A 17,531-nucleotide genomic window follows, 5' to 3' on the forward strand; every position below is an offset into this window, starting at 1 on the left:
TTGCCGCCAATAGACTGCCCTCTCGAAATGTCCGAGGGAGTCTTGAAATGAATGAACGTGTAGGTGATGGGCGAACTGACGGGGAGCCGCTGGTGCCTGCGTGGATGGCGGTGTTTTCACTGGCGATGGGCGTGTTTGGTCTGCTCACGGCGGAGTATCTGCCGGCCAGCCTGCTGACGCCGATGGCGCTCGATCTCGGCGTCAGCGAAGCGCTGGCCGGGCAAGCGGTGACGGTGACTGCGGTGGTCGCGCTGTTTGCCGGATTACTGGTGCCCGGGTTGACGCGCAGCCTTGATCGGCGCCTGGTCTTGCTCGGTTTCTCGGCACTGATGATCGCATCGAATCTGCTGGTCGCGTTGTCGTCCAGCCTCGCAGTATTGCTGATCATGCGCATCCTTTTGGGCATAGCTCTGGGCGGATTCTGGAGCATGGCGGCGGCTGTGGCGATGCGCCTGGTGCCGGCGGCACTGCTGCCCCGCGCGTTGTCGATCATCTTCAGCGGGATCGCCGTGGGTACCGTGGTGGCGGTGCCATTGGGCAGTTATCTCGGCGGTCAGTTTGGCTGGCGCAGTGCGTTTTTCGCAGCTGCGGCGGTTGGCGTGGTGACGCTGGTCTTTCAAATGTTCACGCTACCCAGTCTGGCGCCGCATCGTCCGTCACGCCTGCGCACGGTGCTTGAGGTGTTGCTGCGACCGGGCATTGCTATTGGCATGTTTGGCTGTGTATTGGTGCACACCGGTCACTTTGCGTTGTTCACCTACATCAGGCCATTTCTGGAAAGCACCACCGGCGTCGGCCCGCAGACGCTGGCACTGATGCTCCTTGGTTTCGGCGTGGCGAACTTTGCCGGCACGCTGTTCGCCGGCTGGCTGTTGCAGCGCAATCCACGCGCAACACTGGTGCTGATGCCGGTGTTGGTGGGTGTTGCCGCTCTGGCGTTGGTCGGGTTACCGGCGTCGGTCACCGGGCAGGCGTTGCTCTTGGCGCTGTGGGGGATGGCCTTCGGTGGCGTGCCGGTCGCATGGTCGAACTGGGTGGCGCGCTCGATACCCGATCAGGCCGAAAGCGCAGGCGGCATGGTTGTGGCGTCCGTGCAGTCGGCGATTGCCGCAGGCGCCGCCGCCGGCGGTTCGGTGTTCAGTTTCAGCGGTATCCATGGTGTGTTTGTAGCGGCTGGAATTCTGATGTTGCTGGCCGCGCTGCTGATTGCACTGAAGGTCAATGTCGATGTGCCGGAGCCGGGTTCGGCGCCGGTGGCACCGGTGCATTTGTGATTTGATCAATCCGCCTTACGCGTGACGGCAATGTCCCAGGTTTGCATGACCTGAGTGATAGCAGCATCAATGTTATCCAGCGCGGTGTTGTCTCTGGCGAGGATGGATATGCCCTGCAGGAAACTGTCGAATACCGTCGCCATCGCCGCCGCACTTGTGCCGCTGGCCAGCTCGTCGGCATTCACAGCGCGTTCGACGCAGGCTTGAATGCCGGCACGGGTGCGCTGCCTTGAGTGGGTCAGGGCTTGCGCCACATGGGCGGTTTCCGGGCTCGGTGCGCTCATGACGCCGAGGGTAACCATGCAGCCCTTGGGGTGTGTGTCGTCGCACTGCATGCGTGCCGACTGGCGCAAAGCGGTCTCGATCGCCTGGCGTGGTGGCAGGCTGTCGTCCCACAGGCACTCGGTGACTTGCGCATAGGTGGTTAAATAACGCTGCACGCATTCATCGAACAACGCTTCCTTGGAACCGAACGCGGCGTAGAAGCTAGGTGCAGAGATACCGCCACCCAGGCCTGCCTTCAATTGGGCCAGCGATGTCGCGTCGTAGCCGTGTTGCCAGAACAGTTGCAAAGCCTGATCGACGGCGTCGTCGCGATCAAACTGACGGGGGCGACCGGTTCTCGCCATGACCTGACTCCTCATTGATTTAATATAAAGACTAGTCGATACAGAAATTGTTGACAACGCTGCGCATGCACCCTCAGGATCTAGATCGATCGGTATTTAAATCTGAGTCGGTTTTTCGAGGAGCTTCCAGTGACACCTTCAATCACGTTAACGGCTACGCCAAAAGGTCTGCCCATCGGCGCTTTGCTGGCGCTGGCCATGACTGGCTTCATCTGCATCGTCACCGAAACCCTGCCGGCGGGCCTGTTGCCGTTGATCAGTGAAGGCCTGGCGATTTCGCCGTCCATGGCCGGGCAAATGGTTACCGCGTACGCATTGGGTTCCGTACTGGCGGTGATCCCGATGACCATCGCCACCCGGGGCTGGCGGCGCCGCAACGTGCTGCTGCTGACGATTGTCGGTTTCCTGCTGTTCAATTCGATTACCGCGCTGTCGTCGCACTACGGCGTTACGCTGGTCGCGCGGTTCTTCGCCGGGGTTGCAGCGGGTTTGGCATGGAGTCTGTTGGCCGGCTATGCGCGACGCATGGTTGAGCCCGAACAGCAGGGCAAGGCGTTGGCACTGGCGATGGTCGGCACACCGATTGCGCTGTCGCTGGGCGTGCCTCTGGGTACGTGGCTCGGTGGGCTGGTCGGTTGGCGCACTACATTCGGCCTGATGTCGGCGCTGACCTTGGTACTGATCGTCTGGGTGCTGGTGAAAGTGCCCGACTACCCGCCGCAGCCGGCCCATCAACGCCTATCGCTGAGCAAAGTCTTGACTACCCCGGGCGTGCGTCCTGTGCTTGCAGTGGTGATCAGCTGGATGCTGGCGCACAACATTCTCTACACCTATATCGCTCCGTTCGTGGCGCCGGCGGGCATGGCCGAGCGGGTGGATGTGGTGTTGTTGATCTTCGGCATCGCCGCGCTGGTCGGGATATGGCTGACGGCGAAGCTGGTCGAGCCGCTGCTGCGCTCGACTGTTCTGCTGAGTTTGGCGACCTTTGCCGCGGTCTGCGTGGCGCTGGGTTTTGGCGGACGCAACCCAGAGGTGATTTATCTCGGCGTGGCGGTATGGGGTTTGACGTTCGGCGGCGCGGCGACGCTGTTGCAAACGGCGCTGGCTGACGCGGCGGGCAACGGAGCGGATGTCGCCTTGTCGTTGAATGTAGTGGCGTGGAACAGCGCGATCGCTGGCAGCGGTGTCGTCGGCGGCGTGCTGCTCGATCAGTGGGGCGTTGCCTCATTTCCGTGGGCCATGCTGGCACTGGTCGCTATCGCCTTCGCCATTGCCTGGGGTGCCCGGGCCCACGGTTTCAAGTCGGGCCCGCGCTCTGTAGAAGCTTCGGTGGTGGCGGGGCATTGAACCCCGCCAGCAGTTTCTTCAACCGCGCTTCGGCAGTTTCCAGTTAGGCCGGATGAAATGGCAAGTGTAGCCATTCGGAATCCGCTCCAGGTAATCCTGATGCTCGGGTTCCGCTTCCCAGAACGGCCCGGCCGGTTCGATTTCGGTTACCACACGGCCCGGCCACAGCTTCGAGGCGTCGACATCGGCAGCGGTGTCTTCGGCGACGGCACGCTGCTCGTCGTTGAGGTAGTAGATCGCCGACCGGTAGCTCGGGCCAAGATCGTTGCCTTGACGGTTGGGCGTGCTCGGGTCGTGGATCTGGAAGAAGAACTCGAGGATCTGCCGGTAGCTGATTACCGCCGGATCGAATTCAATCTCGATGGCTTCGGCGTGGTTGCCGTGGTTGCGATAGGTCGCATTCGGCACATCGCCGCCGGTATAGCCGACGCGGGTTTTCAGCACACCCGGATAGCGGCGCAACAGATCCTGCATGCCCCAGAAGCAGCCGCCGGCGAGAATGGCAGTTTCGGTTTGAGTGGTCATGGTGTGTGCTTCCTCTCGAGACGATGTGGGGATACCCACTGTTATGAGGGCGGGTTGAGAGAATCCAAGGTTACGCTCATCAGAATCGACCGCTGGCCTGCTGATCAAGCGGCATGCAGGCGTGTCAACCAAAGCCAAATAACGAACGCAGCCTGCTCGGTGACTTGCGTTCGTAGAACGGTTTGGTCTCCCTGAGGAAGTAATCACTCAGCCCGGCTTGTCTCGTCAGCACGCGGCAAAAATCAACTGGTCCGCCATCGGGGGCTGTGTCCGCAGCGACATTGCCGGCTTCGCGCATGACCTGTTCGATATCGCCATCCGCTTCGATGCCGACGATCAAGTGCGGTTTTTCATCAATCGAGGGGTCGTGCATCAGCGCCAGGAATGCGCGTTTCACATTGGCGTGTTTGGCCAGCAATTGCGAGAGCGAATGGACCATCGTCGATGGGTAGTCCGAAGGCTGTCCAAGCAAGACGTTGGTTTCTTTTTCGACGGTACGCTGCGTGGCGGGCCGGCCGATTTCGCCTGAGAGCAGGCGTTGCACTTCATCCGGAAGGAATTCCTTGCCGTACGGCGACTTAGGATTCAGAAAGAGCAGCGCGCCCAGCGTGATTTCGAACAATGATCGGGCAGGGATTTCTACATAGCTCTGCTCGCTGTCGATGGATTGTTGCAGCGTTGGCAGTGAGGAGAAGAACGGAATGACTGGCGTGCCATCGGGCTTCTGCCAATGGGCGATGCTGATGTTGCTGCCGGCTTCGAGATTGACATGACCTTGCGCCGCACCGGCGGTGCCGAGGATGTAGAGGGTCGAGTCCAGAAGGGTGCGATAGAACTCAGGGCGATGCGCGGGTTCGTCCGCGGCCAGCCGGAGCGATGTTTCCAGAGGGTTTTCTTGGGAAGTATCCATGAGGTCAGTCCGTTATTTTCAATGGAGAACGATGATTACCTGGTCGGTCCGAGGAGACGTGCTGTCACGATGATACTCGTCCAGAGATTCGAACCCTGCGTTGTTCTAACCAACACCACAAAGCCAACTGTGGGAGCGAGCCTGCTCGCGAAGGCGTCGTGTCAGTTGAAATAACTCACGGCTGATACACCGCTTTCGCGAGCAGGCTCGCTCCCACATTTGAATTTCGCGTTGGGTCTTATAGCAAACTCCACGAAACCCCAACATAAACCCCCATCCCTTCACCCGGGGTCGACCGCGCGGCATCCAGACCTTTGTCGTCATACCCCGGCGTGACCGTTGCCGCATAACGCTTGCCGGTCAGGTTGCGCATGTCGACCCAGCCTTGCCAGTCGCCCTTCGGCGCGTTGTAGCCCAGCGTGGCGCCGAACAGGGCGTACGGGTCGGCGTAGTAGCTGTTGGCGTAGTCCACGGCAACTTTGGACACCAGTTGCGTATTCACGGCGGCGAAGAAGCCCTGCGGCCAGTCGTAACGCAGTTCGCCCTGGTAATAATGCATCGGCAGGCCCGGCAGGCGGTTGTCGCCGAAGCGTTCGTCGTCGCGGTAGTGGAAGTCGCTGAAGGTGTAGGCCTGGCGCAAGCTCAACTGGCGGCCGTCGGCGGCGGTCCAGAGTTGGCTGTTGAGGCTGGCTTCGATGCCTTGGTGCACGGTCGGGCTGGCGTTGAGTTCGTATGGCGTGACGGCGTTGGCGTCCGGCAGTACCGAAAGCAGTTCGTGACGAACTTGCGCGTAGTACCAGGCCAGGCTCCATTCGCCCAAATGGCTGTCGCCCCGGCCACCGAGTTCCAGAGTGGTTGCAGTCTGGTTTTGCAGTTCGACCGGGTCGCGCTGGGTGCCGGTGGCGGCGCCATTGCCGGCAGGGAAGCGCACGTTGGAGCTGTAGATCAGCGACCACGGGTGCGGTGCTTCGACGGAGCGGCTGAGGTTGCCGAACACTTGCACGTCCGGGGTGATCTGGTAGCGCAGGCCGATGCGCGGTGCATAGTCCCAGTCGCTGAGACTGGTTTTGCCGCCGCCCTGCGGATAGGTCACGGCGCTTTCGCGGCGGGTGTAAATGGCGGCGAGGCCGGTGGTCAGCCAGAGGTCGTCGGCAATTTCCAGGTCATTGCCGAAATGCAGCACGGTGTCCGAACCCTGATAAGTGAAGTTGCGCATCCGCGTGCCCGGGGCATAGCTGGCGGTGTTGCCACTCGGGATGCGCACGAACTCGCTGGCGCCATCGTTGGGCAGGTGCTTGGTCACGCGCAGGCCGACATTGCTGCGGCTTTCCATGCCGAACAGCGTGTCGCGGCGCTTGTAGTCGAAGGTGCCGCTGACGTCGGTATAAGCCACTTTCAACCGGTTCGGGCCTTCGCGCAGATCCATCGGGTAGTCGTGGTAGGCGAGGCCGGTATGGATGCTCGAATCGTCGTCGAGGTAGAACGTGGTTTTGTTGCCGATGAAGGTACTGCCGGGCTGCTTGCGGCTGTCATCGCGGGCCACATACGCCGGATTGGCTGCCCGTGGGCTGTGTTCGATGGAATGCTTGGTCACGCGACCGGCGAGGTCGTTGTCGGTTTCGCGATAGCGAAAGTAGAAGCGGGTTTCCAGATTCGGGTTGAAGCGATAGCCGAAGTTGGCGATCATGCCTTTGCTCTCGCTGGCGGTGTGGTCCTGATAGCCGTCGGCGTTGGCATCGGTCAGGGACACGTAATAATCGAAATCGCCCAGCACTTGCCCGGAGCTGACCTGGCGCTGCTGATAGCCATGGCTGCCGGTGGCGTAACGCACTTGCAGTTTCGGCGCGGTGTAACCGGTGTGGCTGACGTAATCGATAGCGCCGCCCAGCGCCAGCGCACCGCGATCGAAGCCATTGGCGCCGCGCAGAACTTCGACATGCTCGACCCACAGTGGCTCGAGCAATTCATACGGTGTGCCGCCGGGGCCGGTGAGGGGCAAGCCATCCAGCATCGTGTACAGCCCCGAGGCGTGGGCGCCGGGCGCGCGGTTGATGCCTGAACCACGGATGGAAATTTTCACGCCTTCGTTGCCCGCCGACTGCGCATACACCCCCGGCTGATAGGCGAGCACATCCTGATTGCTGGCAACGCGGCCCTGCAACGGCTGGCGCATGTCGACCACGTTGGTGCCGCCGGGAACCTGCTCAAGGCGTTGCCGCGCTTCTTCGACCGCTGCATCGCTGCTACTGCGCTGATCCGCCGAAATCAGCACTTGCCCCAGCTCCAGACCTTGGGTCTCGGCCATCGCCGGGCAGGCCAGGGCCAGACCGAGCAGGGCAGTGGGCAATGATTTGGACGACGGCATCGAAAAAACTCCAGCAAACAGGGGATCGGGCAATGAACAGTGCGACGTCGGAACAATCTCAGGAAACACATGGCGACAAGGCTTTTTTGCCCGGCAATGGCAAACAACCGGGCGTGAACTAACCTCACGGATCAGGCCCTTCGGGTCAATAAACAAATTCAGCGGGCTGTTGAAGCGCGAGGACAGGTTCATGGCGAAAGACAAGAAGAAACCTGCAAAGGCAATCGAACGTCCACGCTTGAAAAACAAGGACTATCTGGAACAGCTGCGCAAGCTGCACATTGAACTGGTCAAGCTGCAGGAGTGGGTCATCGCCAAAGGTGTCAAGGTGTGTATTGTTTTCGAAGGGCGCGACGGTGCAGGCAAGGGCGGGGTGATCAAGGCGATCACCGAACGCGTCAGCCCACGGGTGTTCCGCGTGATGGCATTACCGGCGCCAACCGATCGCGAAAAGAGCCAGATGCATGTGCAGCGCTACCTGCCGCATCTGCCGGCGGGCGGCGAGGTGGTGATTTTCGACCGCAGTTGGTACAACCGCGCCGGTGTCGAACGGGTCATGGGCTTTTGCACCGAGGAGCAGGCCGACAAGTTTCTCAAGTCGATTCCTTGGGTGGAGAACGCCATCGTTGATTCGGGGGTGATCCTGCTCAAGTACTGGCTTGAGGTCAGTCCGGAGGAACAGACCCGCCGGCTCGAAGCGCGAATCAATGACGGGCGCAAGACCTGGAAATTGACACCAATGGATCTGAAATCCTACAGCCGCTGGTATGACTACTCACGGGCGCGGGACGAGATGTTCAAGCATACCGATACCGATTGGGCGCCGTGGAGGGTTGCCGATTCCAACGACAAACGTCGTGCACGGCTGAACATCATCACTGATCTGCTCAGTCGCATCCCCTATGAGGAGGTTGAGCGCGACAAGGTCGAGTTGCCGAAACGGCAGAAGCCGGGCAAGTATCGGGAGCCGGATTATCCGTACAAGCGGGTGGCGGAGCGGTTTTGACATTTGCGGTTTTTTTGGGGCTTGGCGGCCTTTGGGCCGACCAGGCTTTGGTTGGTTTGGGTGAATATCCGTTTTTTGCGGTGTGGCGGTTGGCGGTTTCGCCCTTACGGCGAGTCACCTTTTTCAGACGCCAAAAAGGTAACCGAAAAGGCTTGCTCCTACGTTCGGCCCTCGCAGGCTCGGGTTCCTTCGCTACGGGACTGATCCGGGCGCAGCGGCTACGGTTTGCTTCGCTGCACCTCCTTCCGCTGTGTTCGACTTCGTCGAACGGTCGCTGCGCTCCCACGCCCGGATCAATCCCTCCACTCAGCCTTCCGACGTCGCCGGTGGATCAAGATCAAGAGCACTCGAGCTTGCGCTCATTGTTGAGTGGGGCGGCTTCGCCGCGGGCAGCTGCGCTGCTTTGCTTTTGTGGGAGCGAGCCTGCTCGCGAAGGCGGCCTGACAGCCGACCTGTTCTTGAGGTGGTACGCGATCCAACAAGGAGCTGCCGAAGGCTGCGATCTTTGGATTTTGCTTTTCTGTGGGAGTGAGCCTGCTCGCGATGACGGAGGAGCATTCAAATTTAATTTGACCGATATACCGCTATCGCGAGCAGGCTCACTCCGACAAGGTTTTGCGTATCAACCGTCCATCCGTCGTCTGCCCTGAACCTCTGTCGCGCTGTTTTTTCTACCGGGTAAGTCCCTCAGGAGATACCCGTATGTTCGATCAGCAAAAGAAGGCATCACTGGCGGCATGGCGCAGGATGGCGGAGCAGGCCGAGGGCGATCTGGATCCGGAACAGCAATATGACGAGTTGCTCAAGGCTGCGGATCAGATGGAGGAGCAAGGCCTGATCACCAGTGCCGAATGGCGCCAATTGGTGCGTGACGCCGGCAATGTTTTTACCCTGAACGAGGAACAGCCACAGCGCTGACAGCTGCCATCGGAGGAGATCCCATGCTCAGTTATCTGTTTATCGGCGCCAACGATGTCGAGCGTTCGGCGGCTTTTTACAAGGCGATCCTGACGCCGCTTGGCTACCGGCATGACCGTGAAGAACACTACTGTTTCTACTTGCCCGATTGCGCCGACAAGTCCAACGGGCCCGGCAGTGTGCACATCTCGAAACCGTTCAATGGTGAGCCGGCGACCCCGGGCAACGGCATGATGCCGGCATTTCGCGCCGACTCGCGGCACCAGGTCGATCAGGTGCACAAGGCCGGGCTCGACAGTGGCGGCAGCAATGAAGGACCGCCGGGCACGCGCGAAGCCTATACGCCGGACTTTTACGTGGCCTATCTGCGCGATCCCGAAGGCAACAAGCTTGCTGTGTTCTACAGCGGCTGATGGATGGAGCCTGTTGATTCGGCCCTGATGGCCGCCCGCGCTCAGTTCGCGATCACGATCAGTTTCCACATCGTGCTGGCGGCGTTCAGCATCGGTCTGGCGAATTTCCTCATGGTGCTGGAAGCGTTGTGGTTGAGGACCGGGCGCCAGGTTTATCTGGATGTCTATCGCTACTGGCTCAAAGTGTTTGCGCTGAATGTCGCAGTGGGCACCGCGTCGGGATTGATTCTGGAATATCAGTTCGGCCTCAATTGGTCGCGGCTGTCGGTGCAGGCCGGCGATGTCCTCGGTCCGCTGATGTTCTATGAAGTGATGGCGGCATTTTTCATCGAAGCGGGATTTCTCGGCATCATGCTGTTCGGCCTGAAGAAGGTCGGTCCGCGTCTGCACTTTTTTGCCACGTGTGCGGTGGCGGTGGGCTCGCTGATCAGCGCGTTCTGGATTCTTTCCGCCAACTCATGGATGCAAACCCCTGCCGGCTATTCGATTGGCGCGGACGGGCGTTTCCTCGCCGAGGACTGGTGGGCAATCATCTTCAATCCTTCGTTTCCCTATCGCTTGGCGCACATGCTGCTCGCCGTGTTCATCGGCAGCGCGACGCTGATTGCCGGGATCAGCGCCTGGCAATTGCGCAAGGCCCCAGAAAATCCGCGTGCTCGCCTGCAATTCTCCATGGCGCTGTGGGTGATTGCGCTGCTGATGCCGGTGCAGATCGTTGTCGGGGACCTGCATGGCCGGCACAGTTTGCAAGCCCAGCCGCAGAAAGTGGCGGCGATAGAAGGTTCATGGACGCGCCCGGCTCAAGGGGCAGGGGAGCCACTGCGCCTGTTCGCATGGCCGGATATGCAAGAGCGCCGCAACCACTGGGAGGTGGCGATTCCGCGCATTGGTTCCCTGTACCTGCAGCATGACCTGACCAGCACCATCGCCGCGCTTGATGAGTTCCCGGCTGAGGACATCCCGCCCGTGGCGCCGGTGTTTTTCGCGTTCCGGCTGATGGTCGGGCTGGGGCTGTTGATGCTTGGGCAGGGTGTGGTCAGCCTGATCCTGCGTCGACGTAATCGCCTGTACACGGCGCGGCGCTGGCTGGGCGCGTGCGTGCTGCTGGCGCCGGCCGGATTTCTGGCGATGCTCAGCGGCTGGGTCGTCACCGAAGTGGGGCGACAGCCGTTTACCGTTTACGGATTAATGCGCACGGCGGACAGTCTGTCGTCGGTGTCGAGGGCTCAAGTCGTCGGGTCGACCTGGTTGATTCTGCTGTTTTATCTGCTGATCTTCGGCATCGGTCTGTGGGTGTTGCTGCGCCTGTTGCGCGAGCCGCCGCAGGAGGATCAACCCGGGCCGCAGCCCACGCTTGCCGACGAAACCGGGCACTGAGGAGTCGCAGACATGGACACCGACTGGCTGACGCTGTTGTGCGCTGCCGCATTGGCGTTCTCGGTGATGAACTACGTGCTGCTCGACGGCACCGATCTGGGCGTCGGCATGCTCATGGGGCTCACGGCTTGCAGCAAGCAGCGCAGGGTGATGGCGGTGTCGATTCTGCCGGTGTGGGACGCCAACGAAACCTGGCTAGTGCTCGGCGGCGGCGGGCTGCTGGCGCTGTTTCCGCTGGCGTACGCGATCTTGCTGCCGGCCTTGTACGTGCCGTTTATCGTGATGTTCCTCGCCTTGATCGCGCGGGCCATGGCGCTGGAGTTTCGCGATTACGCACCGAACGAGCGACGCAAGCGCATCGTCGACGGCGTATTGGCCCTGGCTTCGCTGCTGACCGGGTTTGTCCAGGGCATGGTGCTCGGCACCCTCGTGCAAGGCGTTGCCCATCAGGGCGGTCAGTACCACGGCGATGGCCGCGACTGGCTGAATCCATTCCCGGTGTTTTGCGGTTTGGTGCTGGTGCTCGGTTACGTCTGGCTGGGGACGTGCTGGCTGTACTGGCGCACCATGGATGAATTGCAGCAGCGCTCGGCCCGCCAGGCCCGCGTGCTGTCGCTGGTCGTTGTGGCGTTATTGCTGGTGCTGATCGCATGGACGGCGACATTGCAGCCGCAATATGCCCGGAGGCTCGCCGATATTCGGCTGTGGTTGCCGGCAGGGCTGATCGTCAGCGCTCTAGGATGGGTGTTCAGCAAAGGTTTTCACGAGCGCTTTGACTGTGTGCCGTTGTTCGCCGCATTGGGCGTTTTCGTGCTGGCTTTCGCGGTGATGCTGGTCGCGCTGTATCCCTTCATCATTCCGCCGGATCTGACTTTGAGCGAAGCAGCCTCAAGCCCCACCAGCCAGATCTTCATGTTGGTCGGATTCGCCGTGCTGATTCCCATCACCCTGGCCTACAACACCTTCGGTTTCCGCGTGTTCAGCGGCAAGGTGCGCGTTGCCAACGATGGTTGAGATTCACGTCACCCGACCTTTTTTGCTCACCAGCGACAGTCGCGAAGCTCGTAGCAGATCAGCAAAAGCCGCCTTGTCGATCGGCCGACTCATGAAATAACCCTGCACCTCGTTGCATTGATCCTTGCCGAGAATCGCCAGTTGCTCCTCGGTCTCGACGCCTTCGGCCGTCACCGTCAGCCCCATGGCTTTGCCCAGACCGATGATCGCTTGCACCACGGCACGGTCGTTGGTGCCGCTGCTGATCGAGGCGATAAAGCGTTTGTCGATCTTGATCCCGTCGAATGGATAGGCGCGTAGGTAACCGAGCGACGAATAACCGGTGCCGAAGTCGTCCATGTTCAGACGCACGCCGAGCTCCTTCAGCTGATTCATGGTGGTCAGCGCGCCGTCGGTGTCGTTGAGCATCACGTTTTCGGTGATCTCCAGCTCCAGACGGCTGGCCGGGAAACGCGTTTCCACCAGCACTTCACGAACATCTTCGACGACATCGCTGAGGGCGAACTGCGCAGGCGATAGGTTGACCGACAGCAGAATGTCATGGGGCCATTCCAGCGCGGTTTCGCAGGCTTCGCGCAACACCCAGCGGCCCAGCGGTACGATCAGGTCGGTCTGCTCGGCCAGCGGAATGAACACGTCCGGCCCGAGCAAGCCCTGGGTCGGATGCTGCCAGCGCACCAGCGCCTCCACCGAAACGATGTGCTTGCCGTCGACCTTGTAGCGCGGCTGGTAGTGCAGGACGAATTCGTTGTGCTTGAGCGCATGGCGCAGGTCATCTTCCATTTGCCGGCGCGTCTGGATCTGGTCGCTCATGTGCGCTTCGAAATAGCACCAGGTGTTCTTGCCGTCGGATTTGGCCTGATACAGCGCGATGTCGGCGTAGCGGATCAGATCGCTGGCGACGAAACCGTGCCGGCGACTCAGGGCGATGCCGACACTGGCGCCGATATGCAGCGGATGCTGTTCGTAGAGGATCGGCTGATGCAGGCTGCCGATCAGCCGTGTGCAGAATTTGTCGATCTCGTTATGGCTGTCCATGCCATTGAGCACCACGACGAATTCATCACCACCGAGGCGGGCGACGAGGTCGTGCTCGCGGGTGCATTCGCGCAGACGCGTGGCGACTTCCTGGAGTACCGCGTCACCGGCAGGATGGCCGAGGGAATCGTTGATCGGTTTGAAGTTGTCCAGATCGATCATCAGCAGCGACAGCGGTGGCGAGTGTTCTTTCAATATCAGCACTTCATCCAGATAACGCGCCAGTTTGTTGCGGTTGGGCAGACCGGTCAGGGCGTCATGCATCGACAGGTGCTGGATCTGCGCATGGGCGGCGACTTCGTCGGTGATATCGCTGGCAGTACCGCGATAGCCGACGACGCTGTCCTTGTCGAAAATCGGCCGCGCCGAGAGCCGGCAGTGGCGTGGCTGCCCGGAGTGATCGCGATAAGTGCAGCGCAAATCGCCGGCGCTGTTTTCTTCGCTGAGTTTGCGCAGCCACAGCTCCAGTGGCGTGGTGTCGCAAGTCAGTAATTCGCCGATGTCCTGGCCCAGCCACAGGGCTTGCGGGTAGCCGGTGACTTCGCTGAAGCGCGCCGACAGATAGGTCAGCGCCAACTGATCATCAACTTCCCAGATCCAGTCCGACGCCGCTTCGGCCACGGCGCGGAAGCGTTCTTCACTGGCTTCGAGCGCATGATTGGCGGCTTCCAGGGCCTGATTCGAGGCCTGCATGGCATGGATACTGTTGTCGACGTATTGCGATGAGCGCAGGGCGTGGCGGAAGAAGTATGCCGTCAGCAGCATCAGCACCAGAAACGTCGCGCCGAGCGGTGGCACCAGCGTCCATAGCAATTGCTGACCGGGTCGTTGCAGGTCGGCGACCAGGCTGTAGCCGGTGCTGTCGAGCGGCACGCTTGGATGGCCTTTTTCAATGGTGTCGTCCGGGACCAGGGTCAGGTTCGTCAGGCCATAACCGCTGCCGATCTTGCGCAGTTTGGTCGGGGTCAGCTTGTCGACGAACACCAGCACCGAGGTGTTTCTCAGTTCATCCAGCGGGCGCTCGTCGTTGGGAATGATCGCGGCAGCGGTGATCAACGCCGGCCAGCCTTCGAACAATGAATAGCGGCTGATCGGCTTGGTCAGATCAGGCTGGCTCAGCACCTGCTCGACCAACGCCGAGGCGGGCGCTTGCAGTACGCTGGATACGTCGGTTTCAACCATCTGCCCGCGAATCACCGCGTACTTGGTGCGATTGCGATCAAGGACGAACACGCCGTCGTAGCCGTCGCTGGTGAACAGGGTCTTGCCCATGTTCTGTTCGGTGTAGGCCCAGTTGACGTCGATCGGCCCGCTCAAGGCCTCATAGGCGCGGGTCCAGTAGGCATAACTGGTGATGTAGTTTTTCGACGCGGTGATGCGGTTTTCCACGGCGCGCACGGAATAGAACTGGTTCTGTTCCAGATCCTTCGCGTCAAGGGTATTGGCGATGCCAAGCAGGGTGCTGATCGCGGCGATGACACCCGCAACGAACAGTGCGCCAACGGCGATGGCCAGGCGCCGGGTCACGGCGCGTTGCGGGGTGGGGATTGGCTGCGCAGGGAGAGTAACGGCCATGTGCTCGTCCTTGATCCGGTGTCTTCTGAATCTAGAACAATGGCGAGCGCACAATGTTCAGATTGTTGTTATTGGTATCGCCTGGATTTTTTCAAAGTGTAGCGAATCCGTTGGAATTTCCAGCAGCGCCGGCCAGCGGCGAATCCCGAAAGGGCGAGACTTCCCGCACAAAAACCGGATAATGGCCGCCATTCGTTTAGCCGTATTCTGGTAATCCCGCATGGAAATCAAGGTCAACTTTCTCGACAACCTTCGACTTGAAGCCAAGTTCGACGACTTCACGGTGATCGCCGATCAGCCCATTCGCTACAAGGGCGATGGCTCGGCACCGGGGCCGTTCGACTACTTCCTGGCGTCGTCGGCCTTGTGCGCGGCTTACTTCGTCAAGCTGTACTGCGACACGCGCAACATCCCGACAGAGAACATTCGCCTGTCGCAGAACAACATCGTCGACCCGGAAAACCGCTACAACCAGATCTTCAAGATCCAGGTCGAATTGCCCGCCGACATCTCGGACAAGGATCGCCAGGGCATCCTCCGTTCCATCGACCGCTGCACCGTGAAGAAGGTGGTGCAGACCGGCCCCGAGTTCATCATCGAAGAAGTCGACAACCTCGACGCCGATGCCCAGGCCTTGTTGATGCCGCAGTCCGATTCCCAGGCAGGCACCTACATCGCCGGCAAGGACCTGCCGCTGGAACAGACCATCGCCAACATGTCGAAGATTCTTGCCGACCTCGGCATGAAGATCGAAATCGCCTCGTGGCGCAACATCGTGCCCAACGTCTGGTCGCTGCACATTCGCGATGCGCATTCGCCGATGTGCTTCACCAACGGCAAGGGCGCGACCAAGGAAGGCGCACTGGCGTCGGCGCTGGGCGAGTTCATCGAGCGCCTCAATTGCAACTTCTTCTATAACGACCAGTTCTGGGGCGAAGACATCGCCAACGCCGAATTCGTCCATTATCCGGACGAGAAATGGTTCAAGCCGGGTCCGAAAGACGAATTGCCCAGCGAAATTCTCGACGACTACACCCTCGGCATTTACAACCGCGACGGCGAACTGCGTGGCTCGCACCTGTACGACACCAACTCCGGCAACACCCAGCGCGGCATCTGCTCGCTGCCGTTCGTGCGCCAGTCGGACGGTGAAGTGGTGTACTTCCCGTCCAACCTGATCGAAAACCTCTACCTGAGCAACGGCATGAGCGCCGGCAACACCCTGGCCGAAGCGCAGGTGCAGTGCCTGTCGGAAATTTTCGAGCGCGCAGTCAAACGCGAAATCCTCGAAGGCGAAATGGCCCTGCCGGACGTACCGCAAGAGGTACTGGAGAAATACCCGAGCATCCTCGCCGGCATCAAAGGCCTGGAAGAGCAGGGCTTCCCGGTGCTGGTCAAGGACGCCTCGCTGGGCGGTGAATTCCCGGTGATGTGCGTGACCCTGATGAACCCGCGCACTGGCGGCGTCTTCGCTTCCTTCGGCGCGCACCCGAGCCTGGAAGTTGCGCTGGAACGCAGCCTGACCGAACTGCTTCAGGGCCGCAGCTTTGAAGGCCTCAACGACTTGCCGCAGCCGACGTTCTCGGGGCAGGCAGTCACCGAACCGAACAACTTCGTCGAGCACTTCATCGATTCCAGCGGTGTGGTGTCGTGGCGCTTCTTCAGTGCCAAGCCAGACTTCGAATTCGTCGAGTGGGACTTCTCAGGCCAAGGCGAAAACTCCAACGCCGAAGAAGCCGCGACCCTGTTCGGCATCCTCGAAGACATGGGCAAGGAAGTCTACATGGCGGTCTACGAGCACATCGGCGCCAAGGCCTGCCGCATCCTCGTGCCGGATTACTCGGAGATCTACCCGATCGAAGACCTGATCTGGGACAACACCAACAAAGCCCTGCAATTCCGCGCCGACATCCTCAACCTGCACAATCTCAGCAAAGTCGGCCTGCGCAACCTCGTTCAGGGGCTGGAGCGCAGCGAGCAGGACGATTACACCGATATCACCACACTGATCGGCATCGAGTTCGATGACAACACACCGTGGGGCAAGTTGACGATTCTGGAACTGCGCCTGCTGATCTACCTCGCGCTGCAGAAGTTTGACGAGGCCAAGGATCTGGTCGAGGCATTCCTGCAATACAACGACAACACCGTTGAGCGTGGCTTGTTCTATCAAGCGGTCAATGTGGTGCTGGAGATGGAGCTGGACGAGGATCTCGAGCTGGAAGACTACGAGGCCAACTTCCGCCGGATGTTTGGTGACGAGCGTATGGATGCGGCGATTGGTTCGGTCAATGGCAGCGTACGGTTCTATGGCCTGACACCGACGAGCATGAAGCTGGAAGGGTTGGATCGGCATTTGCGCTTGATCGAGAGCTATAAAAAGCTGCATGCGGCGCGGGCGGGTGTGGCGGCTTTGTCGCGTTGAAGAGCTGGCTCACGTTTCGCTTTCGGCTTGAGTGTGGCTGCGTGGCTTGAACCGCAGCCCCTCACCCCAGCCCTCTCCCGAGGGAGAGGGAGCCGATTTTCAAGCTTTTCAGAATTTGTGTTCGACTCGGTTTCCCAGGTCGGCCTATTTCCACCAGACACTGCGGTCAGTTCCCTCTCCCTTTGGGAGAGGGCTAGGGTGAGGGGCTTTGGCTTTAGCGGCCATGCGCTGCATCCGCCAACTGCCCCGTATCCACCCGCACAAACACCGAATCACCCACTGCCGTCAGCACTTCCCCTGCATACACCTCGCAAATCACCCGGGTCTTGCGCCCGACTTCACCTTCGACCCGTGCACGCAAGAGCAGCGGTACGCCCATCGGCGTTGGCTTGATGAACTTGATCCCGAGGTTGCCGGTGACGCAGTCGATGCGCGGCAGGCTGCCGGCTTCGCGGTTTTCTGCGCGGTAGTGCCAGGCCATGGCGGTCCAGTTGGAGTGACAGTCGACGAGCATGGCGATCAGCCCGCCGTAAACCAGATCCGGCCAGCCGCAGTATTGGGCGTCGGGCAGATGCTCGGCGATGACGTGGCTGCCGTCCTCATCCCAACGACTTTTCACGTGCAGGCCTTGGGGATTGCGGCCGCCGCAGCCGTAACAAACGCCTTCGGGGGCGGCGAGGTCTTGCAGCGGGGTGGCGTGGCTGGACATGGCTGG

The 17,531-nt window shown here is 60.6% G+C and carries 14 protein-coding genes; 8 read left to right on the forward strand and 6 right to left on the reverse strand.

Annotated elements, in window-relative coordinates; genetic code table 11:
• Positions 1-47 precede the first annotated feature (47 nt).
• Positions 48-1,274 carry an MFS transporter gene (locus tag J5M66_RS08595; RefSeq protein ID WP_122692094.1) on the forward strand — a complete coding sequence of 409 codons (1,227 nt, stop codon included), beginning with the start codon at positions 48-50 and terminating at the stop codon, positions 1,272-1,274.
• Between the two features lie 5 nt (positions 1,275-1,279).
• On the opposite strand, the gene J5M66_RS08600 is transcribed toward J5M66_RS08595, so the two are convergent.
• Complete coding sequence (locus tag J5M66_RS08600) at positions 1,280-1,903, reverse strand: TetR/AcrR family transcriptional regulator (RefSeq protein WP_016774418.1); 624 nt, start codon at positions 1,901-1,903, stop codon at positions 1,280-1,282.
• 129 nt (positions 1,904-2,032) lie between these two features.
• On the opposite strand from J5M66_RS08600, the gene J5M66_RS08605 reads away from it, so the two are divergent.
• Positions 2,033-3,250, forward strand: coding sequence for an MFS transporter (locus tag J5M66_RS08605; RefSeq protein ID WP_016774419.1), 1,218 nt, complete (start codon positions 2,033-2,035; stop codon positions 3,248-3,250).
• Positions 3,251-3,268: 18 nt separating this feature from the next.
• Here the strand turns inward: J5M66_RS08605 and msrA are convergent, their stop codons facing one another.
• The 3 genes from msrA to J5M66_RS08620 form a co-directional block, all read right to left on the reverse strand.
• Positions 3,269-3,775, reverse strand: coding sequence for a peptide-methionine (S)-S-oxide reductase MsrA (gene msrA / locus J5M66_RS08610; RefSeq protein WP_016774420.1), 507 nt, complete (start codon positions 3,773-3,775; stop codon positions 3,269-3,271).
• Between the two features lie 124 nt (positions 3,776-3,899).
• Positions 3,900-4,685 (reverse strand): enhanced serine sensitivity protein SseB, encoded by a 786-nt coding sequence (gene sseB / locus J5M66_RS08615; RefSeq protein ID WP_207807899.1) that lies wholly within the window; start codon positions 4,683-4,685, stop codon positions 3,900-3,902.
• A 238-nt stretch (positions 4,686-4,923) separates the two neighbouring features.
• Positions 4,924-7,050, reverse strand: a complete 2,127-nt coding sequence (locus J5M66_RS08620) for a TonB-dependent receptor (RefSeq protein ID WP_207807898.1) — start codon at positions 7,048-7,050, stop codon at positions 4,924-4,926.
• 190 nt (positions 7,051-7,240) lie between these two features.
• Between J5M66_RS08620 and ppk2 the strand changes: the two genes are divergently transcribed.
• The 5 genes from ppk2 (at position 7,241) to cydB (ending at position 11,778) form a co-directional block, all read left to right on the forward strand.
• The gene (gene ppk2, locus J5M66_RS08625) at positions 7,241-8,056 is read left to right on the forward strand and encodes a polyphosphate kinase 2 (protein ID WP_130888068.1); all 816 of its coding nucleotides are present in this window, start codon (positions 7,241-7,243) and stop codon (positions 8,054-8,056) included.
• A gap of 702 nt (positions 8,057-8,758) precedes the next feature.
• On the forward strand, positions 8,759-8,974 hold the full coding sequence (locus J5M66_RS08630) for a hypothetical protein (RefSeq protein WP_016774424.1): 216 nt from the start codon (positions 8,759-8,761) through the stop codon (positions 8,972-8,974).
• A gap of 23 nt (positions 8,975-8,997) precedes the next feature.
• The gene (locus tag J5M66_RS08635; protein WP_123442675.1) at positions 8,998-9,387 is read left to right on the forward strand and encodes a VOC family protein; all 390 of its coding nucleotides are present in this window, start codon (positions 8,998-9,000) and stop codon (positions 9,385-9,387) included.
• 27 nt (positions 9,388-9,414) lie between these two features.
• Positions 9,415-10,764, forward strand: a complete 1,350-nt coding sequence (locus J5M66_RS08640; protein WP_243432864.1) for a cytochrome ubiquinol oxidase subunit I — start codon at positions 9,415-9,417, stop codon at positions 10,762-10,764.
• A gap of 12 nt (positions 10,765-10,776) precedes the next feature.
• Positions 10,777-11,778, forward strand: coding sequence for a cytochrome d ubiquinol oxidase subunit II (gene cydB / locus J5M66_RS08645; protein WP_136493534.1), 1,002 nt, complete (start codon positions 10,777-10,779; stop codon positions 11,776-11,778).
• Positions 11,779-11,781: 3 nt separating this feature from the next.
• Here cydB and J5M66_RS08650 read toward each other — a convergent pair whose 3' ends face one another.
• Positions 11,782-14,391 carry an EAL domain-containing protein gene (locus J5M66_RS08650; protein ID WP_122746437.1) on the reverse strand — a complete coding sequence of 870 codons (2,610 nt, stop codon included), beginning with the start codon at positions 14,389-14,391 and terminating at the stop codon, positions 11,782-11,784.
• A 220-nt stretch (positions 14,392-14,611) separates the two neighbouring features.
• On the opposite strand from J5M66_RS08650, the gene J5M66_RS08655 reads away from it, so the two are divergent.
• Complete coding sequence (locus tag J5M66_RS08655; RefSeq protein WP_110599287.1) at positions 14,612-16,816, forward strand: OsmC domain/YcaO domain-containing protein; 2,205 nt, start codon at positions 14,612-14,614, stop codon at positions 16,814-16,816.
• Between the two features lie 214 nt (positions 16,817-17,030).
• Here J5M66_RS08655 and J5M66_RS08660 read toward each other — a convergent pair whose 3' ends face one another.
• Entirely contained in the window at positions 17,031-17,525 is a 495-nt protein-coding gene (locus J5M66_RS08660; protein ID WP_024012687.1) for a thioesterase, read from the reverse strand.
• Positions 17,526-17,531: the final 6 nt, after the last annotated feature.

The sequence above is a fragment of the Pseudomonas sp. 67(2021) genome (genome assembly GCF_017491835.1).
Taxonomy (GTDB): domain Bacteria; phylum Pseudomonadota; class Gammaproteobacteria; order Pseudomonadales; family Pseudomonadaceae; genus Aquipseudomonas; species Aquipseudomonas atacamensis.